The 23,171-nt window shown below is 70.5% G+C and carries 22 protein-coding genes and 1 pseudogene; 8 read left to right on the top strand and 15 right to left on the bottom strand.

Features of this window, described 5'->3' with window-relative positions; genetic code table 11:
* Positions 1-291 precede the first annotated feature (291 nt).
* Both ACFQPD_RS12595 and ACFQPD_RS12590 read right to left on the bottom strand, forming a co-directional pair.
* A complete protein-coding gene (locus ACFQPD_RS12595) occupies positions 292-1,233 on the bottom strand; it encodes a restriction endonuclease subunit S (RefSeq protein ID WP_385901073.1) in 942 nt (313 codons plus the stop codon).
* A gap of 205 nt (positions 1,234-1,438) precedes the next feature.
* Positions 1,439-2,905, bottom strand: coding sequence for an N-6 DNA methylase (locus tag ACFQPD_RS12590; RefSeq protein WP_385901072.1), 1,467 nt, complete (start codon positions 2,903-2,905; stop codon positions 1,439-1,441).
* A gap of 113 nt (positions 2,906-3,018) precedes the next feature.
* On the opposite strand from ACFQPD_RS12590, the gene ACFQPD_RS12585 reads away from it, so the two are divergent.
* Positions 3,019-3,966: a hypothetical protein gene (locus ACFQPD_RS12585; RefSeq protein ID WP_385901071.1), complete on the top strand. Its 948-nt coding sequence runs from the start codon at positions 3,019-3,021 to the stop codon at positions 3,964-3,966.
* A gap of 339 nt (positions 3,967-4,305) precedes the next feature.
* On the opposite strand, the gene ACFQPD_RS12580 is transcribed toward ACFQPD_RS12585, so the two are convergent.
* Complete coding sequence (locus ACFQPD_RS12580; RefSeq protein WP_385901070.1) at positions 4,306-4,482, bottom strand: hypothetical protein; 177 nt, start codon at positions 4,480-4,482, stop codon at positions 4,306-4,308.
* Positions 4,483-4,692: 210 nt separating this feature from the next.
* Complete coding sequence (locus tag ACFQPD_RS12575) at positions 4,693-5,637, bottom strand: alpha/beta fold hydrolase (RefSeq protein WP_385901069.1); 945 nt, start codon at positions 5,635-5,637, stop codon at positions 4,693-4,695.
* Positions 5,638-6,128: 491 nt separating this feature from the next.
* Here ACFQPD_RS12575 and ACFQPD_RS12570 point away from each other — a divergent pair, with 491 nt between their 5' ends.
* From ACFQPD_RS12570 to ACFQPD_RS12560, 3 genes are all read left to right on the top strand, one after another.
* Positions 6,129-6,500: a hypothetical protein gene (locus ACFQPD_RS12570; protein ID WP_013350234.1), complete on the top strand. Its 372-nt coding sequence runs from the start codon at positions 6,129-6,131 to the stop codon at positions 6,498-6,500.
* 422 nt (positions 6,501-6,922) lie between these two features.
* Positions 6,923-7,276 (top strand): cupin domain-containing protein, encoded by a 354-nt coding sequence (locus tag ACFQPD_RS12565; RefSeq protein ID WP_385901068.1) that lies wholly within the window; start codon positions 6,923-6,925, stop codon positions 7,274-7,276.
* Positions 7,273-8,502: a Gfo/Idh/MocA family protein gene (locus ACFQPD_RS12560; RefSeq protein ID WP_385901066.1), complete on the top strand. Its 1,230-nt coding sequence runs from the start codon at positions 7,273-7,275 to the stop codon at positions 8,500-8,502. The genes ACFQPD_RS12565 and ACFQPD_RS12560 overlap by 4 nt, the downstream gene beginning before the upstream one ends.
* A gap of 169 nt (positions 8,503-8,671) precedes the next feature.
* On the opposite strand, the gene ACFQPD_RS12555 is transcribed toward ACFQPD_RS12560, so the two are convergent.
* From ACFQPD_RS12555 to ACFQPD_RS12510, 10 genes and pseudogenes are all read right to left on the bottom strand, one after another.
* Entirely contained in the window at positions 8,672-9,325 is a 654-nt protein-coding gene (locus tag ACFQPD_RS12555; protein ID WP_385901065.1) for a choice-of-anchor Q domain-containing protein, read from the bottom strand.
* Positions 9,225-9,695, bottom strand: a complete 471-nt coding sequence (locus ACFQPD_RS12550) for a hypothetical protein (protein WP_385901063.1) — start codon at positions 9,693-9,695, stop codon at positions 9,225-9,227. Before ACFQPD_RS12550 ends, ACFQPD_RS12555 begins: the two co-directional genes overlap by 101 nt.
* A gap of 40 nt (positions 9,696-9,735) precedes the next feature.
* On the bottom strand, positions 9,736-10,080 hold the full coding sequence (locus ACFQPD_RS12545) for a substrate-binding domain-containing protein (protein ID WP_385901086.1): 345 nt from the start codon (positions 10,078-10,080) through the stop codon (positions 9,736-9,738).
* Positions 10,061-10,336: a hypothetical protein gene (locus ACFQPD_RS12540; RefSeq protein WP_385901062.1), complete on the bottom strand. Its 276-nt coding sequence runs from the start codon at positions 10,334-10,336 to the stop codon at positions 10,061-10,063. Before ACFQPD_RS12540 ends, ACFQPD_RS12545 begins: the two co-directional genes overlap by 20 nt.
* Positions 10,261-10,623: a LacI family DNA-binding transcriptional regulator gene (locus tag ACFQPD_RS12535; RefSeq protein ID WP_385901085.1), complete on the bottom strand. Its 363-nt coding sequence runs from the start codon at positions 10,621-10,623 to the stop codon at positions 10,261-10,263. The genes ACFQPD_RS12540 and ACFQPD_RS12535 overlap by 76 nt, the downstream gene beginning before the upstream one ends.
* Positions 10,571-11,302: a phosphatase PAP2 family protein gene (locus ACFQPD_RS12530; protein WP_385901060.1), complete on the bottom strand. Its 732-nt coding sequence runs from the start codon at positions 11,300-11,302 to the stop codon at positions 10,571-10,573. The genes ACFQPD_RS12535 and ACFQPD_RS12530 overlap by 53 nt, the downstream gene beginning before the upstream one ends.
* Positions 11,299-13,170 carry a hypothetical protein gene (locus ACFQPD_RS12525; protein ID WP_385901058.1) on the bottom strand — a complete coding sequence of 624 codons (1,872 nt, stop codon included), beginning with the start codon at positions 13,168-13,170 and terminating at the stop codon, positions 11,299-11,301. The genes ACFQPD_RS12530 and ACFQPD_RS12525 overlap by 4 nt, the downstream gene beginning before the upstream one ends.
* 303 nt (positions 13,171-13,473) lie before the next feature.
* On the bottom strand, positions 13,474-14,469 hold the full coding sequence (locus tag ACFQPD_RS12520) for a LacI family DNA-binding transcriptional regulator (RefSeq protein ID WP_385901056.1): 996 nt from the start codon (positions 14,467-14,469) through the stop codon (positions 13,474-13,476).
* Positions 14,470-14,492: 23 nt separating this feature from the next.
* A pseudogene (locus tag ACFQPD_RS12515) lies at positions 14,493-15,521 on the bottom strand (glycoside hydrolase family 36 protein); the annotation flags it as partial.
* Between the two features lie 137 nt (positions 15,522-15,658).
* Positions 15,659-16,003: a hypothetical protein gene (locus ACFQPD_RS12510; protein WP_385901054.1), complete on the bottom strand. Its 345-nt coding sequence runs from the start codon at positions 16,001-16,003 to the stop codon at positions 15,659-15,661.
* Between the two features lie 208 nt (positions 16,004-16,211).
* Between ACFQPD_RS12510 and glmU the strand changes: the two genes are divergently transcribed.
* Together glmU and ACFQPD_RS12500 are read left to right on the top strand one after the other, a co-directional pair.
* Complete coding sequence (glmU, locus tag ACFQPD_RS12505; protein WP_385901052.1) at positions 16,212-17,693, top strand: bifunctional UDP-N-acetylglucosamine diphosphorylase/glucosamine-1-phosphate N-acetyltransferase GlmU; 1,482 nt, start codon at positions 16,212-16,214, stop codon at positions 17,691-17,693.
* Between the two features lie 5 nt (positions 17,694-17,698).
* Positions 17,699-18,673 (top strand): ribose-phosphate diphosphokinase, encoded by a 975-nt coding sequence (locus tag ACFQPD_RS12500; protein ID WP_068750518.1) that lies wholly within the window; start codon positions 17,699-17,701, stop codon positions 18,671-18,673.
* Here ACFQPD_RS12500 and ACFQPD_RS12495 read toward each other — a convergent pair.
* Entirely contained in the window at positions 18,670-19,851 is a 1,182-nt protein-coding gene (locus tag ACFQPD_RS12495) for an Nramp family divalent metal transporter (protein ID WP_385901083.1), read from the bottom strand. The genes ACFQPD_RS12500 and ACFQPD_RS12495 overlap by 4 nt on opposite strands.
* A 160-nt stretch (positions 19,852-20,011) precedes the next feature.
* On the opposite strand from ACFQPD_RS12495, the gene ACFQPD_RS12490 reads away from it, so the two are divergent.
* Positions 20,012-20,767: an ABC transporter ATP-binding protein gene (locus ACFQPD_RS12490; protein WP_068750522.1), complete on the top strand. Its 756-nt coding sequence runs from the start codon at positions 20,012-20,014 to the stop codon at positions 20,765-20,767.
* The gene (locus tag ACFQPD_RS12485) at positions 20,767-23,163 is read left to right on the top strand and encodes an ABC transporter permease (protein ID WP_385901051.1); all 2,397 of its coding nucleotides are present in this window, start codon (positions 20,767-20,769) and stop codon (positions 23,161-23,163) included. Before ACFQPD_RS12490 ends, ACFQPD_RS12485 begins: the two co-directional genes overlap by 1 nt.
* Positions 23,164-23,171 lie beyond the last annotated feature (8 nt).

The raw sequence follows: 23,171 nt of genomic DNA, 5'->3' as shown, positions 1-23,171 counted from the left end.
GTCATGAGCCGAACCGACATGCTCCAAGATCCGGCGGCGGCCGTTGCGTTTCTCGACGATCTGGACCGCCGTCGCCCCCGAGGCGGTCTTGACCCTCCGCACGAACGGACTCACCCCAGCACTCTACCCAGCACCCCCGATTAGTGCCCCAAAACGGACCCCCAAACCCACCCTGACAAGCAACTCAATCCCGGCGATCGGGAGCGGTTGTGGAACTCAGGTGTGACAGGCGTATACGTCCTTGAGCCGCTATCAGTCTCTCCTCCATGAGTTTGACCATCGGGACGTCAGTCAGCAGAGCTCGCCTCGAAATGCGCGAGCCTGGAGGGAGTTGAACAAGCAATCGTCAATTGTAAGGGATCTCTCCAATGTTTGGCGCTGGTTAGCGATCTGCTGGACCGTTGCCGCGAGCGAACGCTGCTCCCCGAGTGAATACACGGGCACCGCCAGCTGCTTCAGGACAGTCGTGTTCACCACACCTTGTGCTGAGCCGACCCGTCGTCCTATCAACCTCCGCTGCGTTGAGGGCAGGGCAAGGTAGCCTACTACTGTCGGTCCGAGGAGTAGCTCGCTTGGGCGTACGACGATGATGTTGGCGCAGTTGGCTCCCTCGAGATCGTCAGGCAACATGGCGGCGCGCACTTCGTCGGTGATCACTCGGGATATCAGGACATCCCCGGCCCGCAATTGGCTCTTCTTCAGGCGCTTGTGGAACTCGTTGGTCACGTGAGCGAGATTGTTCGTTAATACTCGGCCGTGTCCCACATTCCCTGTTCTTAAGAACGGCACTCCCGCCGCGCAGAAGTGCTGACTGGTCGGGCCAACGTGGCCCACCACCACCTTGAGCGCCAAGGAGCCCAAGGGCTTGGTCTGTCTCGTCGACAGAGACCGAAAGAAATCGCAATAGATCGACTGGGTGAGGGCGTCGAGGTGGGTGAGGACCTGGCGACGCTTGGCGCGGATGGCGTCGGCCTTGTCGAGAATCGCCGCAATCCGCTTCTGTTCTTCGAGACTAGGCAGAGGAACCGGCAGTGCAAGGAATAGCTCTTGGGGCAGCGAGCGACGCCGGGCAGTACTACCGCGAAGTTTGCCCTTGTAGTAAGCGAGGGCTTGCGGAGACCGCAGAAAGAGCTTCAGGTACACAGGATCGCAATCTTGAGCCCTCAGCAGGTTCCAGACGCCGTAGGCAGGACTGACTATTCCGGCCGGATACATGAGCTGGAAGTCGAGCACTCCTTCGTCGATTGGGAATCCTACGACGAGTTGACCTCGGCGGACCACCTTGTATTCCGATACATCGTCGCTCGCGACGCGCTTCTTGAACTTGACGTGCGATCCACCAGCCCCGCATGCATCGTCATTGAAAGCAAGGGGTAGTCCATATCACCCGCTCGCTCGACCTTGGCAGGGGTGATCGCGTCCCCCAGCTGCACCATCTTCACGAGAGCATCGCCTTCAGCTCCGCGATCCCCGCCGCGATTTCGACCTCCAACTGCTCAATGTCGGCGATGATCTCCAGCGGCGGGCGGTGCTCCTCCTCGTCGTGGACGATCTCCTTGTATCGGTTGATACTGAGGTCGTACCCCTGGGCGACGATGTCGGCCTTGGGCACGAGGAACGACTGCTCGGTGCGGGCTCTCGCACGCTCGGGGCTGTCCGGGCGGGACAAGGTGCGCCAGCGTTCCAGCACCTCTGGTAGGTCGTTGGCCTCCACAGGGTTGCGCTTGTCGTCGAGGGAGAACCCGTCGGCCTGGACGTCGTAGAACCACACGTCGTCGGTGCCGCCGCTGTCGGTCTTGGTGAAGAACAGGATGGCCGTCGACACGCCCGCGTAGGGCCGGAAGACGCCCGAGGGGAGCTTGACCACGGCGTCGAGCTTCTGGTCCTCCACCAGCGCCCGTCGCAGGTCCTTGTGCGCCTTGGAGGAGCCGAAGAGGACGCCGTCGGGCACGATGACCGCCGCCCGTCCGCCGGGCTTGAGCAGCTTGAGGAACAGCGCCATGAACAGGAGCTCGGTCTTCTTCGTCTTGACGATCCGCTGCAGATCCTTGGCGGTGGACTCGTAGTCCAGCGAGCCGGCGAAGGGCGGGTTTGCGAGGATCAGCGAGTACTTCTCCGCGTCGCCGCTGGCGCCCTCGGAGAGGGAGTCTCGGTAGCGGATGTCTGGCGCCTCGATGCCGTGCAGGAGCATGTTCATGCTGCCGATGCGCAGCATGGTGGCGTCGAAGTCGTAGCCGTGGAACATCGAATGGTGGAAGTGCTGTCGCTGGGTGGCGTCGAGGAGCGCCTCGGGGTGCTGGTGGCGGATGTATTCGCTCGCGGCCACCAGGAAGCCAGCGGTGCCGCAGGCGGGGTCGCAGATCTCGTCGTCCGGGCGGGGGGCGGTCATGTCGACCATGAGCTGGATGATGTGGCGAGGGGTGCGGAACTGGCCGTTGACGCCGGCGCTGGCGATCTTGGACAGCAGGTACTCGTAGAGGTCGCCGTTAGTGTCCCGGTCGTCCATGCGGATGCCGTCGAGCATGTCGACGACGCGGCTGAGGAGCGCTGGGGTGGGGATGGTGTACCTGGCGTCGCGCATGTGCTCGGAGTAGGTGGACCCGTCACCGCCGAGGTCTCGCAGGAAGGGGAAGACCTGGTTTGCGACGGTTGCGTGCATCTGGGCGGGCTCTAGGTTCTTCAGGTTCTTCCAGCGCAGGTGCTCCTGGGAGGGGGTGAATACTGCCCCGTCGAGGGTGCCGGTGACGCGAGCTCGCTTCTCGGCAAGGGTATGGAGATCGTCGAGTCGTCGGACGAAGAGGAGGTAGGTGATCTGCTCGATGACCTCCAGAGGGTTACTGATGCCCCCTGACCAGAAGGCGTCCCAGACGCGGTCGATCTTGCTCTTGAGCTCTCCGGTGATCACGTGGGAACCCTAGTCGGTTGCCGGCTCGGGATGGAGGAGGGTGCCGGGCGGCACGCCTAGGATCGCCCGAGAAGCCCGTTACGGGGATCCCATGGAGGACCTGGACCTCATGGATGAGCGACACCTCATGGATGGTTCCGCCAGGCGGCAACGCTGGGCGATGTCCAGGTATCGCCCGCCTAGACTCGTGGAGGAGGCTGGCGGCGGCGAACACCGAAGGCCGAGCAGCTGGCCCCGCCGTCACCGATGGGAGGATGCAGGTGACCGGGCAGCCCGAGAAGAGCACGCCGTCCAGCGGCAAGAGGGTCTTCATCATGATCCCCGAGGGGTACTACGACTGGCCGGAGGAGCGTCAGACTGCCTTTCTCGCTGAGCTCGTCAAAGACGTGGCACGAGGGAGCGCTGAGCCTGACGTGAGGGAGGAGAGGGAGATGGGTGTGTACTTCGAGAACGATGACTCCCCCGGAGCGGTCTACTACTTCGTGGGGGACGAGATGTTCATCTACGGCCCGGCCACCGAGGGATGGATCGCTGGCAACGAGTTTTCGAGAGACGGCTTCCACCGCAGGTGGAGAGACGGCTGGATCTCCGGTCCCCTAGACAACCCGCCAGAGGGCGTTCCGCCGTGCGATGCACCACCGGTCGCGGAGGCCGCACTGCGGGTCGCTCGAGACGTCGGTGGCCCGGAGATTCAGGCAGCACCAGGGGCACCAGCGGGGGTCACAGAGAACCCCACGGGCGCTTCGCCGGAAGAGTTGTGGAACGAGGCCGTGCAGGCCCTGATGCGCTGCGACGCCGCCGAGTTCCTCTCCGAGGAGTACATGGCCGAGTCCCGCATCGCGCAGGATCTGTTCGAGCGGGCGGCCGTCGGCTTCTCTGAGGCCGGGAACACCGAGATGGCCACCGAGGCCGCTCAGGTCGTCGCCCGTCTGGCCCGCTTCAACTCCGTCGACTGGGGAGACCCAGCCGACGTGGAGACCTCCGACGAGGAGCCGGTGTATGCGGAGGATGGAATCACGCTCATACCGCCCAGGGGGCTTGGGACTCCGGTGGAGGGGTAGCGTCCCAACCGGGCACAAGCCCGAGGGGTCCCAGCATGCCCGAGCCCGGGGTGACTCGCAGAGGATGGTCGGATACGACCGGCCCTGCCCCAGGCCCCTCGGCTACATCTGGGTGCTGTTCGTTGCGCTCCGGTAGTTCCACCGGAGCAGCTGGTCACGACCTGGTCACAACCTGGTCACAAACGGCGGCCTGCCAAGCCAGACCAGAACGGATGAGAGCCGACACGATGGGCGAGCTGAGCGGGGAGACGGGACGAGAACCTACGACAAGGCACACCCGCGACCCTCTTTGAATCAGGATTAGCGCAGCAGGTTCGACTCCTGCCCGGGGAGCCGAAGTCAGTCCGGCGTCTGCGTGGACTCGCGACGGGTCTCCTCGGGGTGGAGGGTGCGATCCTCGGAGTCCTCCAGAATGGCGCGCGCCTGAGCCTCGGGGTCGTCGCTGCCCGCAGCCAACTCCTCGGGGAGGAGCGCTTCGCGGCCCTCGGTCTGGTGGTCGTCGTGTGATTCGGTCATGACCCGACCCTAACTCTCGGTACGCCCGGCCCCAGCAGTCTTTGTGATGAGCGCTGCCTGGGCCGCCCCCTTCATTCGGTCCGGTCGCTGTGCGAGTCGTCGGTTTCCGATTGATGGGTGCATTGCCGACGGGGCCCTGCCGAGAGACGATCCTCACGGCATGGCCCCGTCACGGTGCTTGGGCGCGAGCGGCCGGGTGCGCCTCGGGGGTCAGGCGTCGTCCCGCCCGGCGGCGCGGTGGACGAACTCGATGAGGGAGTTCTCCATCTCGGCGCGGGTCTCGGGCTCGTTGTGAACCTCGTGGCGGACGTCGGGGTAGATGTGGAGTTCGACGTCGTGGCCCTTCTCCTCCAGGCGCCGGGCGACCTCGCGCGCACCCTCGCCGTAGTTGGTCACCGGGTCCTCCGCGCCCGCGAAGATCGCGACGGGAACCTGCGGAAGGCGGTCGAAGAAGTCGTCGCCGTTGGCCAGGTCGTACACGTCGACGAAGCCCTGCAGGAACCGGTTGCTCAAGGGGGCGCCGAAGTTGTTGAAGGGGTCGCGGCCGTGATCACGGACGACGTCCGCGTTGCGCGCCACCCAGTCCGTCGGGCCGAAGTCCGGGCCGAGGCGGTCGTAGAAGCCGTCGAACAGCTGGCCCACCAACGCATCCGCAGCGGGGGCGGAACCGTCGGCCGCCACGGCAGCCTTCAGGGCCTCGCGATCCAGCGTCGACTCGACACCGCGCATGCCCACGGCGATACCGCCCAGCGCGAGCCCGTCGACCTCGACACCCGGCTGCAGCACCAGCGCCCGCGCGATCATCGACCCCAGGCTGTGGCCGAACACCACGTACGGCAGGTCGGGGAACAGCTCCTTGGCCTTCCGGTACAGCGTCACCTCGTCCTGCACGATGACCGTCGCCGACTCGTCACCGGCGTCACCCCACGTCCCCGACTGCATCGCCGTCCGACCGTGACCCGCGTGATCGTCCGCGACCACGACGAACCCCGCATCCACCAGCGCGGCCGTCATGTGCAGGTACCGGCGGGAGTGCTCGCCGAGACCGTGGATGAGCTGGACCACCGCCACCGGCGTGACCGCCGGTTCGTACACCCAGGCCTGGATGGTGTCGGTGCCGTTGTGCGACGTGAACTCGAGTTCGCGCAGAGCCATGCTGACCTCCTCGTCATGCCCCTCGGGCGGGAGCTCGACGGTATGACCCTACCGGACCTGACGACAACGGGATGTCCGGCCCCCGACCTCCGTCGCCCACTCGCGGAACTCCCTGTCGCGGGCGCTGAGAGCGGCAGGTACGCCCCCAGCCCGTCCCGAGAGCCGCGTGACCGGGTCCGGACCCGGCGGCCCGGCAGGGTCACCCCCGGTGGGGGGCCGCGTCCCGCCCGGAGCATGCCTGCCGGCCCACCCCGTGGCACTTCGGACGCTCTGTGCCGGCGCCGGGCGTGCCCGTCCACGCCCGGACGGCCCGCAGAACGTGGACCAGCCCTCGGCATCGCGGCTAAGGAAGGTGAGGCCGGGGTCGATCAGACAGGCGACACGGGACATCACATGGAGAAACGGCGTCCCCGCTCCGGTGCTGCGTGTACCCGACGACGGCCCCCCGGCCGACGAGCCCGGCGCCGACGACCCGTCCGAGCGTCCCCGCAGTGAAGGCGGTGCAGCGCACCTTCCAGGTGGACCGGTACATGCCCAAGACCGCGGCTCAGGCCCGGGTCGTGGCGCGCCTCGACGACGACGGCGTGCTGCGTTACCGCGAGGACCGCGCCCTCTGGGGCGCGAACAACTGGCAGTTCGTGACGGTGCGGGTGCCCGCCGACGCGAGCAAGGCGCAGGTCATGGCCGTGATCAACGCCAAGACGTCCTCGCGTGTGGGTGACGTGCACACCGGTTCGCGCCTGCGTTCCATCACGCGTGGTCGCTCGGTGACGATCGCGTGGGAGCTCGGCAAGGGCGCCCGCCCCACCTCCGCCTGGGGTGCGAACAAGTCCGTCAACCAGATGTTCTTCGCCCGCTCCTGAGCGACCACAGGTGGGCGTGGCCATCACCACCACGCCCACCTGTGGCGGGCCTGCATCGCCGAGCCCGGCCGAGCGACGCGTCACCCTTGCGAGGGTGGCGCCGTCGCCGCATGTCGGCTCCGCCCCTCGGGGGTGAGTCCGGGACCGGCGCCCTCATGGGTCGAATCACTCGGCTCGGCCATCGAATTCCGCGGCAGCCTCTCGGTGATCCTGGGACCCGCGCGGTGTTGCGGGGCGGCCTGGCACCTCTTCTCCGCGTCGTGCAGCAGCGTCCCTTCGCGTGAGAACACTGTGAACGTTCCCCCGAGATGCCGGGGGAGAGGCTCAGCGCCGGCACGCTCGATGTCTGTTACGTCAGCGCTTCTTTGGCCGGACCTCTGCGTGGGCAGAAATGCCGGGGCGAGGCCCTCTAGGCTCGGTGCATGGCGACACTTACTCCCATCACTGAATCCACCGCCCACCTGGACCTGGCCACCGCGCTGCCTGTGGTTCGCGAGTCGACGACCTCGCGCGTGCTGGTCAACAACGACCTCCTGCGCGTGGTCCAGTTCACCTTCGATGCGGGCGAGATGCTGACCGAGCACACCTCGCCGCGGGCGGTGGTCGTTCAACTCGTCAGCGGCCGGATGCGGTTCACCGTCGACGGAGACGAGCACCTGATGGGCGACGGCGACATCATCTACCTCGCGCCAGGCGCGGCCCACGCCCTGGTCGCCGACACCGCGTGCCGGATGACCCTGGTGATGGTCGATGTGGCCGTCGCGACGGGGGTGTGAGAGACGTGAAGATCGGGGTCATCGGAACCGGCCAGTTCGCGCGCAGCTTCATCGCCCTGTGGCAGCTCCATCCTGCGGTCGAGGCCGTGTATGTGACCGACCTCGTCGCGGAGCGGGCCGCGCAGCACGTCGAGCAGTACGACCTGGCGGGCAGCTTCCCCGACGTTGACGCACTGCTGGCCTCGGACGTCGACTCGGTCGCCATCATGACCCAGCGCTGGACCCACGGCGAGCTGGCCCTGAGGGCACTTGAGGCCGGCAAACACGTGTACTCCGCCGTCCCCATGGCCATCACCGCGGAGGAGATCTCGGCCATCGTGGCCAAAGTCGAAGAGACGGGCCTCATCTACATGATGGGGGAGACCAGCTACTACAACCCTGCGGTGATCTACGCGCGCACGAGGATCGCCGAGGGCCGCTTCGGCCGCGTCTTCTACTCCGAGGGCGACTACGTCCACGACATGGACAACGGCTTCTCCGCCGCCTACCGGTTCAGCGGCGGGGAGGACTGGAAGTCGACCGCCAGCTACCCGCCCATGCTCTACCCCACCCACGCCATCGGCGGGGTACTCGGGGCGCTGCCGACCTACGCGACGTCCGTGTCGTGCCTGGGCATCGTCGACACCGGGACCGACGGCATCTTCGACGCGACGCTGTCGCGGTGGGGCAACGACTTCTCGAACATGACCGCACTGTTCGAGCTCGCCGACGGCGGCGCGATGCGCACCAACGAGTTCCGCCGCGTGGGTTACTGGAAGGGGCACGAGTCGCGGTTCCGCTTCTACGGCACCGAGGAGGTCTTCGAGCAGTCCGGAACCGGTGCGACGCTGAGCGTCAAGACTGAGGGGGAGGACTACGCCAAAGGCGACACCCTCGACGTGAGCGACCTCCTCGCCACCGGGCCCGGCGAGCTTCCGGAGGGCTTCGGCGACGTCGACCCCGCCCTGATGCAGAGCTTCGCGTCCGGCAGCGCCAAGGTCCAGGACCGCTCCCGCCTCCCGCGCGAGTTCGACGGCGCCCACAACGGCCACGAGGGCAGCCACCACTACCTGGCGGACGACTTCGTGCGCGCCGTCACGACCCGCACCCAGCCGCCCGTCAACGCGTGGCGGGCGGCCCGGTTCACGCTGCCCGGCGTGATCGCCTTCGAGTCCGCACGGCAGGGCGGTGCACGGCTTTCCATCCCCGACCACGGCGACGGCCCGGCCGATCCCGGCTGGGACTGACCGTCCCCCGGGGCGGTCCGCGAGGTCCTGGAGACGAGCCATCCACCCACGTACTACCTGCCCCGCTCTGCCTTGCCTCGTCGGCGGAGACAAGGTGACTCCCTGACCGGCCCGCGGGGAGACAGAACTCCACGCGGGCCGGCCAAGGTCATCTCACCTGAGGATCAGCTCACGCCACCTCCAGCTCGAACGACCCGGCGTCGGGGCCCGCACCCTGCGGACGGGCGACGCCGCGCTGGTCCGTGTCAGGGCCGGACGCATCGCCCGCGTCGAGGGCGGGGCTGCCGGGCAACAGAGCGTGGGTCAGCGTCGGCCCTCCGTTGTCGGCCAGCGGGCCGAGCAGGGCGTCGTCGACGCCCACATCCGTGGATGCCGCCGCGCCACAGGTGGCGTCGCCCAGGACGTTGGAGCCGAGCGACTCCATCGCGAACGGGCCCCCGTAGAAGACGATGCACTCGTCGCCGGAGTTCCCTGAGACGATCGATCCCTGCAGCGAGGCGCTTCCGTTCGGCGCACCGAACGAGCCGAGGAACAGCCCGCCCGCGGTGCCGCCGGGTGCAGTGTTGCCGGTGACGGTGGACGACGAGATGGTCATCGCGCCGTCGGTGTGGAACACGCCGCCGCCCTTCCAGAACTCGATGGCGCCGGTGGTGACCGTGTTGTCGGCGACCACGACGTGGTCCAGCGTCAGGTGTCCGTTGTTGAGCACGCCGCCGGCCAGGTCAAACCCGTAGCCGTCGCGCAGCGTGAGCCCGGCGACGGTGGCGGTCACGCCCGTGTTGACGACGAGCGCGCGCCTGGCGTCCTGGCCGCTGACGGCCACGCCGGGGCGCCGCCGACGCGTCGATCGTGACGTCCTTGCCCAGCGTGAGCTCGGAGCCGCTCAGGATCGTCGCGCCCGCCAGGTCCTCGGCGAAGGTGACCGTCCCGCCGGCGCACACCGCGCCCAGCGCGGAGCGCAGGGATCCCAGACCGCTGTCCGCGTCGGTGGTGACCTCCATGGTGGAGGAGCAGGCCAGGCGCAGGTCGTCGACGAGGATGGACTCGCCCCGCTTCGTCTGGGCGCTCAGCGAGATGGCCCGGACGTCGGTGAGGTCGAGCGTGGCGCCGTCCTCATTGAGGAAGGAGCTGAACGGAAGGTTCACCGTGCGCCATCCGGCGACGTCATCGCGGAAGGTGGAGGTGAACGTCACCGGACGGGTCGCCGGCTGGTAGACCGCTGAGGCAAGAGGGTCAGGCGGATTCGCGCTCGACGAGAGCGACGGGCAGGACGAGGCGATCCAAGCCGCGGAGGTCGGGGAGGCCGCCGTCGGACGGCGCCGGACGGGCGGGGCGAATGGCGCTGAGCAGCATGCGGGCCATCGCGCGCCCCTGCAGCACGGTGTCCTGGCGCACCGTGGTGAGCGGCGGCTCGGCAGCGGCGGCCAGCGGGATGTCGTCGAAACCGACCACCGCCACGTCGTCGGGGACCCGGCGGCCGGCACGTCGCAGCGCCCGGAGAACGCCCAGCGCCATGAGGTCGGACGCGGCGAAGATCCCGTCGATGTCGGGGCGCGGCTCAGCAGGCGTTCGCGCGATCTCTCCCGGAGAATCCGCGGAGGCGGTCCGTGCCCGCGGTCATGTCGCCGGGGCCCGCGACCGTAGCGATCCTCCGGCATCCCCTCGACAGGAGATGCTCGGCGGCGATCCGCCCACCGCCGACATTGTCGTTGTCGACGTAGGGCACGCCCAGGCCGTCGTCGATCGGGCGCCCGCCGATCACGAGGGGGAGCCCGGCGTCGCGCATCGCGAGGGGGATGGGGTCGTAGGCGGCGTGCTCGGAGATGAGGAGCACACCGTCGAGCGGCGCGCTGCGCAGGTATCGCTCGATGTGGTCGAGGTCCGGGTCACCAGGGTGCGGGCCGCCTGGTTGGGGACGTAGCGCAGGTCCGCGATCGCCTTCTCCACGCGCGTGCGCAGGTCGGCGTCGACCGTGGCGACCCCGTTGACGACGCGCGAGACGGTCGCCCTGGAGACGCCGGCGGCTGCAGCGACCTGCTCGAGGTTGGGACGGCGTGTCGACGGTCCGCTACTCGACCGGGGCCCTGTCCGGTTGCGGCCGCATGGCGTGCCAGAGGCGATGCACGCCGATGACCATCGCGAGCCAGGCCAGGCCGAGGACCCAGGCCGCGAGCACGTCGGTGAGCCAGTGATGCCCCAGATAGACCCTGCTGAGCCCCATGGTGAGGGCGTACACGGTGAAGAAGGCCACCCACCCGACCCGCGCGAGCGGGCGACGCCCGTCCAGGTGGATCAGCACCAGGTAGCACAGGATCCCGGCGATGACGAGGGCGTTGAGACTGTGCCCGCTCGGGAAGCTCGCGGACACCTCGTGCGGCGGGATGGCCTGCTCGAACGGCGGCCGGATGCGCCCGACCGCCCGCTTGCCCAGCACCGTCATGGCCAGGGCGCCGCCCGCCGCGATGAGCGTCAGCACCAACGGGCGCACCGAGCGGTAGCGCCAGCAGAGGAACGCGACGACGGCGGCGGTGACGATGGGCTGCCACAGCGGGCCGCCCGCGTTCGAGTACCACGCGATCGCCGCGTCAGCGGCCGGCGTCCGCGCGGCGATCATCCAGTCGAGGAGCGGGCGGTCCCACATCGCGATGCCGTCGCGATCCGTCACCGACTCGAGGACCTCCCCGGCGGCCCAGAAACCCGCGACCGCGACGATGAAGGTGACGCCGACGGCGCCCCAGAGCACTGAGTACCAGGCCGGCGTCGGCGCGGGAGCGGGGACGGCATCGCTACGTGAACTCATCGGCACAGTGTCGCGGACGGGGGATCGACCGACAAGCGCAGCGGGGCCACGACGATCCGACTCACCACAGGCGATGGGCCGCCCACCGGGACCAGCCGCAGCGGATCGTCCGCCGTCTCGAGGACGACGGGCAGCGCCCGATCCCACTCGTTGGCCCAGGAGTAGGTGTACCGACACCCCGCCCGGCCCACCGGCCGCTCGCCCTCACTGAGCTCCAGGTGCCGATCGACGACCTGCGGGTTGTAGTCGTGCTCGCCGTCGAGGTCGGCGTTGGCGTACGTGATGACCACGTGGTGGGGGCCGGGGGAGGCGATGGCCCCCGTCCGCGGCACCTCCAGCGCGTCCCCGTCGGCCGCGACGACCACGCGGTCAGCGTCGTACGACGCGGCCCGGCGCAGCTCGAGCGAGATCACCTCGGCGACGCCGGCGGCCGCGGACAGCTCCACCTCCGTCACGCCCTCCACCAGGTGCACGACCGCACGACCGGGCGCATCGCCGTCGCAGTCGACGATGCCGACGGGGCAGCCGTCCAGCGCCACCACGACCCCGCCGGGGCGGGTCGTGCGGAGGATCAGTTCGTGATAGCCGGTCTCCCAGGCGGTGACGTACGCGTCGGCCCGGGCGCGGTCGGCCAGGACTACGGCCCCGCTGGACGGCGCCCACTCCAGACGCGCGCCGTCCGCGAGCCGGAACGTCGCGGCGGGGTACACCTCGCGGTCTTCGTCGGAGGCGTCCATGAGCGTGAACCGGTCCAGCGTGATCTCCGCGCCGGGCAGGAGCGTCAGGCCGTCGAGGCTCGGGCGGACCGAGAACTCGTGCTCGCCTCGGGTGAGCGTGAAGACCACCTCTGCGCTGCCCCGATAGTGGCCGCGCGACGTGTCGTTCAGCGCGAGACCCGCGGGATGACGCAGGATGCAGGCGGGCGCACCGTCGACGAACACCGCCAGCTGCCCCGGATCGCCGGCCGCGGCGCCGATGGACTGGAGCCGGTACCGGCCGTCGTGGGGCAGGGTCGTCCGCCAGGTCGCGGCCGACGTGGGAGCGCTGAAGTCGACGACGTGGGCGGACCCGGAGGCCAGGAACTGCCATCCCTCCCGTGCCCGCGGATCCTGGACGGCCACGGTGGCGTCGTCGAGCCGCGTCGTCTCCGCCTCGACGTCGGCGCGCCAGTGGGCGGGCGGCTGCGCCTCAGCGACGGCGGGGGTGATGAGGACCTGACAGGCGCTGGTGGGGTCCGACAACGCGAGCCGCAGCTCGAGGGGCACGCCGTCATGGACCGCGAGCCCACGCCACGCCCTGACCACCGGCGGCGCGGGATGCAGCCCGTCGACGCCCGTGAGGCGCGCCTCGCGCACCGCGACATCGACCCCGCCCGCCAGCCCCGCCTCGGCCAGGCCCCGCAGCTCGACGACGACCTCGCCGGACCCGCCGCCGAGCAGGACCGTCGCGCGGCCGTTGACGGCGTCGGCCGCGCCGATGGCCTGGAGCGTATCCGGGACGTCAGAGGCCGGAGGCGCGACGCGCACCGTGGTGGCACCGTCGAGATCGCCGTACCACTTCCACAGCCACCAGCCGCCGTTGGCTCCATGGGCGCGGGCGGAGTTGTCCGAGAGGTTGCCGGCGTAGTTCCAGTACGCCACCTGCGCGTCGACCTTGGTGTCCTCGAACAGGGCGAACCATTGGATGAGCTGGCCGGGGACGGCCATGTCGCGCAGCATGCCGTACTCGGTGATGTTCACCTCTAAGGGCCCGAGTCCGAGGCGGGCCTCCAGCGTGCGGTACTCGGCCAGGTGGCCGCGGAAGGTGCCGAGATTCTCGATCCCGAGCTCGTGCCAGATGACGACGTCGGGGAGGCAGTCGTGGGCCACCGCTGCGCGGGCCCGTCCGGGTACCAGTTGCCCCCGTCCGGCTCGTTGAAGGGGATGAGCACGTAGTCGCCCGGCCGGGCGGAGCCGGCGGCCACCGACTCCGCGACCCGCTCGGCGACCGCGAGTCCCCGCTCGGGTGCTGCGCGCCCCCGGGCGCCTTCTGCGATGACGTCGTCACGTGGGCGCCGTTGAGGACGGCTCGGGTGGGCACGCCGTTGTCGCCCAGCCCGTACAGCGTCCCGGCGGCCCCGCCGCGGAAGGGGCCGACGGGGGCGGTGAAGTCGACGACGAGGCGCTGCTCGGTCATGGGGCGGTCCTTCCCGCAGACGGTGGCGCCGTGCTGGCGCGCAGGATGAGCTCGGGGGTCAGGCTGACGAGACGGGTGCTGGTGGATCCCTGGATGCGGCCGGCCAGCATGCGCCAGCCGCGCCGCCCCAGCCCGGCGAAGTCCTGGCGCACGGTGGTGAGGGACGGATCCCACAGCTCGGCGATCGGATGGTCGTCGAAGCCCACCAGGCTGATGTCGCGGGGGACGGCGACGCCCCGGTCGCGCAGCCCGGCCGCCACGCCCATCGCCACCTCGTCGTTGCCGCAGAACAGCGCGGTCACGTCGCGGCGCTCTGCGAGCAGGTGACCGATCCGCCGTGCCGCGGCAGGTTCCCACGTCGTCTCCAGGAGCTCCGGCACCGGGCGGCCCGCAGCGCGGAGGGCGGCCCGCCAGCCGGCCGTGCGGCCGAGCTCGCCGCCCTGGGCGGGGACGCGGAGGTGGTGCACCGTGTGATGCCCCAGCCCGAGGAGATGCTCGACGACGAGACGAGCGCCGTGCTCCTCGCGGATGACCGCCTGCGCGCGTCCCCGCTCCCGCGCCCCGGCCAGGGCGACCGTCGGCAGCCACGCGGGCAGGCGTTCGAGTGCCGCGGCCCCGGGGGCGTCGAACTTCAACACGACGACGCCCGCGATGGGCTGCGACATCGCGAGGGCGACCGCCCCGGCGACGGCCTCGTCGGCCGCGCTGTCCAGCGCGGTGATCGTGACGACGAATCCGGCCGAGCGCGCCGCCTCCTCCACTCCCCGGATGGTCTCCGCGTAGCCATAGCGCGACGTGTCCCCGGTCAGCACCGACACCACCTGCGGCGGGCGGCCGACGAGCGCCCGGGCCGCGGCATTCGGCGTGAAGCCCAGGTCCGCGACGGCCTCGGCGATCCGCAGCCGCTTGTCCTCGCTCACCCGCGCGGCGCCGCTCAGGAACCGCGACACGGTGGGGACGGACACCCCAGCCCGCTCGGCGACGTCCTTCATGGTCGCCGGACCCGACGGGCGCATCAGGCCTCCGGGGTGAGCCGGAAGAGGCGGGCGGTCCCCGGCTCGCCGGCGCCGACCGTCAGGACGCCGGCCTCCCGGTCCCACCGGGTCCGCCAGGCCGCCAGCGTTCCGGGGAAGAGCTGCTCGACCGCGCACCCGCGCCCGCGGAGCCCGGCGAGGGGGAGCGCCGTGTCCCCGGCCCCGTCGCGGCGCCACACGGCCAGGATCGTCTCCCGTTCCGTCGCCAGCGCGACGGCGACCACCGGGTCCGTCCACCCCGGCAGGCCCAGGGGCCACGAGGGGACCGCCTCCGGGAGCACGTCGCGGAGCAGCCGCGCGACGCCCACGGCCTCCCGGACCAGCCCCAGCTCGGCCCGCGTCATGCGGTTGAGGTGACCGGAGAGGTAGAAGCGCCCGACCAGCCCGGTCACGAGGCAGAAGGCGGCCTCCTCCGCGGACATGCCCGGCTGGGGGTAGGCCCAGTTCGCGGCCTGTTCCGGCAGCATCTGCATCGGCGCCGCGGCCGCGATCGGCGGATAGAGCCGGGGCTCCTGCTGGTCCGAGGTGGACTGCAGCTGCAGCCGCGACAGCAGAGCGAAGTCCGCCCGCATCGCGCCCGATCCGCAGTTCTCCAGGATCAGGCAGGGATGCCGGTCGGCGACCCCGTCGAGCCACGCGAGGTGGGCCCGGTTGTGCTCCAGCAGCCCGTGGCCAACGCTGGGCGCGTCGACGTCAGTGCCCGGGCCCGGGTTGATGTTGTAATCGAGCTTGAAGTAGCCGACCCCGAACTCGCCGACGAGCCGGTCGACGACCTCGTCGAGGTGTCCGCGCGCCGCCGGATGCCGCAGGTCCAGGTGGTAGCGGTCGTGTTCGACGATCCGCTGCCCGCCTCGCTGGAGGAATGCCGAATCCGGGAGCCGGTCCGCCACCGGACTGCGCACCCCGACGACCTCGGGCTCCAGCCAGAGCCCCGGCGTCATGCCGTGCGCGCGGATGCGGTCGAGGACCTCGCCCAGCCCGCCGGGGAAGCGGGTGTGTGACGGCCGCCACTCGCCGACCCCGTCCCACCAGTGACCCTAGTCGTCGTACCAGCCGGCGTCCACGACGAACACCTCGGCGCCGACGCCGGCCGCGGCGTCGATCAACGGCAGCAGCTTCTCGGTGGTCGGGTCGCCGCCCAGCGTGTTCATGTCAGGGCCACGGCGAAGTCCCCGGCCAGCTCGCGCACCTCCATCCGTGCGTCGACCCGCAGGCCGTCAGCCTCCATCGTCACGAGGAGCCGGTGCCAGCCGGTGTCCCTGGTCGACTCGTGGTCCACGTAGCGCAGCAGCGACCCCAGCCGGGTCAGCCCGAGGCCCGCGCTGGCGGGCGCGTGCCCCGAGTCCGCCGTGAGCACCTGTGCCAGGCCGACGGGCGCCCCGCCGGCTACGTGCGCGTCGCGGGCGGCGGCCGACACGAGGGAGACCGGCGCGTCGTCGTCGGTCGAGAACGTCAGCTCGAGTGCGTCGTGGCCCCAGGTCAGCGTTCCCACGGATGTCGTCCTTCTCTCGATGCGGCGCCCCAGTCAAGTACAGTCGTGATAGCGCTTTCAAGGGTTCTGAACACGCTTTCATCGCGCGAGGTCCGGGCCACGGGGCGCGGGCTGGTATTTTGACGGCGAGAGAGCGGCCCCAGGCCCGTAGCTCGTCCGGCTCCACGGCAGCGGAGCGTTTCGGTCGGCACCGAAGGAGAGATATCCCGTGTCCAACTCTGACAGCGATCTGGCGCCCGTAGCGGCCGTCGTGGTGCTCGCCGCGGGAGGCGGCACCCGGATGAAGTCCAACAAGTCCAAGCTGCTCCACGAGGTGGCGGGCAAATCGATGCTCAGCTTCTCCGTCTCGGCGGCGGCGGCGCTGAACCCCGAGCACCTGGTCGTGGTCGTGGGTCACCTGCGGGAGCAGGTCGTCGAACATCTCGAGCAACTCTCCGAGACGGTGAGCACCGCCGTCCAGGACGAGCAGCTCGGCACCGGCCACGCCGTGGCGTGCGGGCTCGACGGGCTCGGCGACCTGGAGGGCGACGTCGTCGTCACCTACGCCGACGTGCCGATGCTCACGGGGGACACGCTGCGTCAGCTCGTCGCCGTGCACCGCGCGCACCGCAACGCCGTCACCGTCCTCACCGCGAGGGTCGAGGACCCCACCGGTTACGGCCGCATCCTGCGCGACGGCGACGTCGTGACCGGGATCGTCGAGCACAAGGACGCCGACGAGGCCCAGCGGGCGATCGACGAGATCAACTCCGGCATCTACGTCTTCGACGCGGCCACGCTCCGCGAGGGCCTCGCCTCGCTCACCACCGACAACGCGCAGGGCGAACAGTACCTCACCGACGTCCTGCGGTTCGCGCACGAGAGCAGCCGACGCTGCGGGGCCCACCTCATCGACGACGTGTGGCAGACCGAAGGCGTCAACGACCGGGTGCAGCTGGCCCGCATGAACCTCGAGATGAACCGCCGCATCCGCGACGCATGGATGCTCGCGGGCGTCACGATGGTGGACCCCGCCACGACGTGGATCGACGTCGACGTGGACCTGGCCCGCGACGTCGTCCTGCTGCCCGGCGTCATCCTCCAGGGCGCCACGACGATCGGAGAGGGCGCCATCATCGGCCCCGACACCACCCTCATGGACGTCGAGGTCGGCGCCGGCGCCGAGGTCGTGCGCACCCACGGCTCCTTCGCGGTCATCGGGGAGGGGGCCACCGTCGGCCCGTTCGCCTACCTGCGCCCGGGCACCGAGCTCGGCAAGGGCGGCAAGATCGGCACCTTCGTCGAGACCAAGAACGCGGTCATCGCCGACGGCTCGAAGGTGCCGCACCTCACCTACGTCGGCGACGCCGTCATCGACGAGGGCGTCAACATCGGCGCGGGCACGATCTTCGCCAACTACGACGGCGTCTACAAGTCGACGACGCACGTCGGCGCGCGGGCGTTCGTGGGGTCGAACTCGGTGCTCGTCGCCCCCGTCGACATCGGCCCGGGAGCGCTGGTGGGCGCCGGGTCGACCATCACCGACGACGTGCCGGCCGGCAGCCTCGCGCTCGCGCGCGGACGGCAGCGCAACATCGACGGGTGGATGGCCGAGCGCCGCCCCGAGTCCAAGGCGGCCGCCGCGGCAGCCGAGCACGACGGTGGGATCCACCCCGCCGTCGAGGAGTCCCGAGCCAAGAAGAAGGCCTGATCGCTGTGTCCCATACCGCCAAGAACACCAAGCACCTCATGCTGTTCAGCGGGCGTGCCTTCCCGGAGCTCGCGCAGGAAGTCGCCGCCCTCATGGACGAGGAGCTCGTGCCAACGCGCGCCCTCACCTACGCCAACTCCGAGATCTACGTGCGCTTCGAGGAGTCGGTGCGCGGCTGCGACGCCTTCGTCATCCAGTCGCACACCGCGCCGGTCAACGAGTGGCTGATGGAACAGCTCATCATGGTCGACGCGCTCAAGCGCGCGTCCGCCAAGCGGATCACGGTCGTGGCGCCGTTCTACCCCTACGCCCGCCAGGACAAGAAGCACCTCGGCCGCGAGCCCATCTCGGCCCGCCTCGTCGCCGACATGTACAAGGCGGCGGGCGCGAACCGGATCATGTCGGTCGACCTCCACGCCGCGCAGATCCAGGGCTTCTTCGACGGCCCCGTCGACCACCTGTGGGGCCTGCCGGTCCTCTCGGACTACGTCAAGGAGAAGTACGACGCCAACGAGATGTGCGTCGTGTCCCCGGACGCCGGCCGCGTCCGCCTCGCCGACATGTGGACCGACGTGCTCGGCACCCCGCTGGCGATCGTCCACAAGCGACGCGACCACGAGAAGGCCAACACGGTGGCCGTGCACGAGGTCGTGGGCGACGTCGAGGGCAAGGTGTGCCTGCTCGTCGACGACATGATCGACACCGCGGGCACCATCGCCCAGGCGGCCCAGGCGCTGCACGACCGCGGGGCGTCCAAGGTCATCGCCGCGGCCACGCACCCCATCTTCTCCGGCCCGGCGGCCGAGCGGCTCAACGGGGCCAACTTCTCCGAGATCATCGTCACCAACACCCTGCCGACCCGCACCGACGTGCCGATCAACAACCTCACCACGCTGTCGATCGCGCCCCTGATCGCCAAGGCGATCAACGCGGTGTTCCTCGACGGCTCCGTCACGTCGCTCTTCGGGGGCGTCGCCTAGAAACTGGTGACGATCACCGCCACGTTGAGGGCCAACACGGCGGCCACCACCGCCCATGCCACGGCGGTCAGCCACGCCGGGTTGCGGTACTCGCCCATCGTCGCCCGGCTCGCGGTCATCGCCACCAGCGGCACCACGGCGAAGCCGATGCCGAAGCTCAGGACCAGCTGCGACTGCACGAGCGCCTGCGTGGGAGCGAGCCCGATCATCAGGATGGCGACGGCGGGCACCAGCGTGATCAACCGGCGCACGGTCGGCGTGATCTTCGGTGAGACTAAGTCGCGCACCATGCCCGCGCCGGCGTCGGTCCCGACGATGGCGGACCCGACGCCGGAGAACAGCAGACCGAAGGCGAACACGGTCGCGGCCAGGGGGCCCACCAGTGCGGTGACCTCGCCGTGTGCCGCCTCGATGGAGTCCACCGTCGCGCCGCGCAGGGCCGCCGCGGCGAACAGGAGCATCGAGACGTTCACCACCCCGGCCACCGTCAGCGCGATCATCACGTCAACGCGTTGCACACGCAGCAGCCGCGGCACCGTCTCGGAGGAGCCCTCATGGCGTGAGCGGGCCAGTTCCGAATGAAGGTAGACGGCGTGGGGCATCACGGTGGCCCCGAGCATTGCCGCGGCCAGCTGGAGTGACTCGGCGCCGGCGAATCGGGGCACGAGGCCGCCGATGACCTGCGCGGGGTCTGGCGGCAGCCAGATCAGGCTGGTCATGAAACCGATCGCGATGATGGCCAGCACGCCTATGAGCAGCACCTCGAAGAACACCTCGCCGTGGGAGCGCAGCCACTGCAGCATCACGATGGCGACCAGCCCCACGATGACGGCCCCTACCGGCAGCGGGAGGCCGAAGAGCAGGTTGAGCGCGATGGCGCCGCCCACCACCTCGGCCACGTCCGTGGCAATGGCGACGGCGAGCGCCTGGGCCGCGTACAACGCGCGCCACACCTTTCCACCCCGACGCCTCAACAGAGAGGCGCGCACCAGGCCGCTGAGGCTCTGGCCGGTGACCACGCCCAGCTTGGCCGACAGGTACTGCACCAGCATCGCCATGAGGCACGCGAGCACCAGCGACCAGACCAGCAGGTAGCCGAACGTGGCGCCCGCCGTCAGGTTCGCCGCCACGTTGCCCGGGTCCACGTAGGCCATGGCCGCGACGAACGCCGGTCCCAGGAGGGCGACGGTGCGGCGGGTCATGGCGTGAGTCTAGGCACCCTGAGGCCCTGGCAGGGTCTGGCTCAGGGAGCGGCCATACCCAGGTGCACCCCCTCCGGGACGCTCAGCCGATCCGCCGGCGGCACGCCCGGTCCTAGGTTCGATGCGAGACCCACCCATGGAGAGGACCACGGCAGTGACCGTCATCACCCACACCGCCTGCGCCACCCGGCACCTGACGAAGATCTACGGCAGTACCGCTGAGCAGGTGGTGGCCGTGGACGACGTGTCGGTCGACATCGCCCGGGGGTCGTTCACCGCCATCATGGGGCCCTCCGGCTCGGGGAAGTCGACGTTGATGCACTGCATGGCAGGGCTGGACCGCCCGACGAGCGGCCAGGTCCTCATCGGCGACGATGACCTGGCGGCCCTCCCCGAGCGGGCCGTGACGCGGGTGCGCCGTGACAAGGTCGGCTTCATCTTCCAGGCCTTCAACCTGCTGCCCACCCTCACGGCCGAGCAGAACATCGTCCTTCCGCTCGAGCTCGCCGGGCGGCGCGTCGAGCGGTCCGTCCTCGACGCCGTCGTCGACTCCCTCGGACTGGGCGACAGGCTGGGGCACCGACCGAGCCAGCTGTCCGGCGGGCAGCAGCAGCGCGTGGCCGTCGCCCGGGCCCTGGTCACCCGCCCGGAGGTGATCTTCGCCGACGAGCCGACGGGGGCGTTGGACCAGAAGACCGGCACCCGCCTGCTCGACTACCTGCGGGCCTGTGCCCGCGACGACGGGCAGACCATCATCATGGTGACCCACGACGCGCGCGCGGCCGCCTACGCCGACCGCGCCCTCATGCTGCTCGACGGCCGCATCGTCGGCGACCTCGCCCAGCCGACCGCCGAGGCCGTCACCGGCTTCCTCGGGGCGGTGGCCGCCTGATGTTCCGCCATGCAGTCAGCGAGTTGAGGCTCCACCCGGGCCGCTTCATCGCCACCCTCGTCGCGATCGCCATCAGCGTCGGGTTCATCGTCGCCATCTCGGTGTTCATCAGCACCGAGCAGAACGGCACCGGCAAGGCCAACTCCATGGCCCTGTCCACGGCCGACCTCGTCGCCGTCGCGGGCGACGAGGGCCTCTCCGCCGAGGCCGCGGAGCTGATCGGGACCGTCGACGGCGTCGCGGCCGTCCAGCGGGTGATCAACGCGTCGGCGGAGGTCACGGCGGGGGACCGCACCGTGTTCGCCACCCTGTGGGTCAACCAGGCCCCGGAGTTCCGCTGGGCCGAACTGGCCGAGGGCGCCTACCCCGGCGCGGCCGGGGAGATCACCGTCGCCGGGGACATGGCCGACAAGCTCGGCGTCGAGCTGGGCGACGAGGTCCAGGCCGGCCCCGGTCAGCCGCTGACCGTCGTGGGGATCACCCGCGACGCCCGCAGCCTGTTCACCTCCACGGGCTACCTCTCGCAGCCCGCCGAGGAGTTCCCGGCTGCCGGCGCGGTGGCGATCCTCCTCGCCGAGGACGCGGACCCGTCCGCGGTGGCCGACGCGGTCGTCCGCTCCGCCGACGCCGTGGCGCCTGGCCTGACGGTCCAGACCGCCCAGGAGTACCGCGACGCCGCCCTCGTGGCCACCACCGGTGACTTCGACGTCTTCAAGAACCTCCTGCTGGCCTTCGCCGTCATCGCGGTGCTCGTCGGCATGATCACCATCGCCAACACGTTCACCATCCTCCTGGCGCAGCGGCGCCGCCAGCTCGGGCTCCTGCGCGCCGTCGGCGCCTCGGGGAGCCAGGTCATGGGCCGCATGGTCCTCGAATCCCTGCTCCTCGGGCTCGCCGGATCGCTCGTCGGCGTCGGCCTCGGCTTCGCGGTCGCGGCCGCCGGCTCGGCCGTCACCGGCTCCTGGTACTGGGGGCTGACTGTGGACTGGGCCGAGGTCGGGCTGGCCGTCCTGGTCGGAGTGCTCGCGACGCTGATCTCCGCGGTCGTGCCGTCGGTCGCCGCCGCGCGCGTCCGGCCGCTCGAGGCCCTGCAGGCCGTGCCGACCGAGGCCCAGGCCCGGCGGGCCGGCGCGGTGCGCGCCGTCGTCTGCGGCCTCCTGATCGCCGGCGGGGTGGCGTTGGCGGTGCTGTCGCAGGTCGGACGCTCGGAGATGAACCTCGTCTACGCGGCCGCCTCCGGCGTCCTGCTCACCCTGGGGGTGCTGGGGGCGGCGCCGTTCTTTGTCCCGGCCCTGCTCCGGCTCGCGGGCAGGCTGGCCGGTCCCGCCGGACCCACCGCCCGGCTGGCGCTGAAGAACTCGGCCCGCAACCCCCGCCGAGCCGCCGCCACCGCCAGCGCGCTCATGCTGGCCATCGGGCTCATCGTCACCCTGCAGATCGCACTGACCAGCGCCCGGACGTCCGCGATGGACACCATCGACCGCGAGCTGCCGCTCGACCTGTCGGCCACCTACGAGTCGGGGGTCCCGGCCGGCACCGCCGACGCGGTCCGGGCGGTCCCCGGAGTGGCTGAGGTCGCGGTGCTGCGCGGGAAGGTGGTCGAGGTGGACGGCGCCTCGTACTTCGCCGTCGACGACCACGCCGCGCGCCGCGACATGGGAGTGGAGGCGGAGCCGATCCCCGACACCGTCGCCCGCTTCGACGAGGTGGGCCCCGACACACCCGCGACCTTCGCGATCGGCGACGTGGAGCTGACGTCCGAGACGGGGGAGCTGTACGGCTGGCGGGCGTTCGGCGTCAGCGCCGCGACGCTGGACCGGCTGCCCGGCCAGATGGTCGACGCCGCGCTCTGGGTGAAGCTCACCGACCGGACCGACGCCACGGCCATCAACCGCGCCATCGCGGCCCTCTCCGCCGAGGAACAGCCGGACCTCAGCAACAGTGGGGCGCAGATGGCCGGTCTCCTGGAGCAGGTCGTCGGGGTGGTCATCCTCATCATGACGGCGCTGCTGGGCGTCGCGGTGCTCATCGCAGTGGTCGGGGTGGGCAACACGCTCGGCCTGTCCGTGCTCGAACGGCAGCGCGAGTCCGCGCTGCTGCGGGCGCTGGGTATGCAGCGCGGACAGCTGCAGCTGATGCTGCTCATCGAGGCGCTGGCGCTCGTGCTGGTCGGCGCGCTGGTCGGCTTCGCGGCGGGGATCTTCTTCGCCTGGCTGGGGCTGTCGGCGGCCTTCGCCGCCGTGCCCGGCGGCACCGTCGACCTCCGGCTCGCCATGGACCCGGCGTGGATCTTCGGACTCGTCGGGGTGTGCCTGGCGGCCGCCGCGCTGGCGTCGGTGCTCCCGGGGCGGCGTGCCGCGGGGGCGACCCCGACCGAGGCGCTGGCCGTCGACTGATGTCGCGG

Origin of the sequence: Tessaracoccus sp. O5.2 (genome assembly GCF_964266725.1) — a bacterium.
In the GTDB taxonomy this organism is placed as follows: domain Bacteria; phylum Actinomycetota; class Actinomycetes; order Propionibacteriales; family Propionibacteriaceae; genus Arachnia; species Arachnia lapidicapta.
Note: the sequence above shows the minus strand (reverse complement) of the source record. Positions and strands in the feature narration are given on the sequence as shown.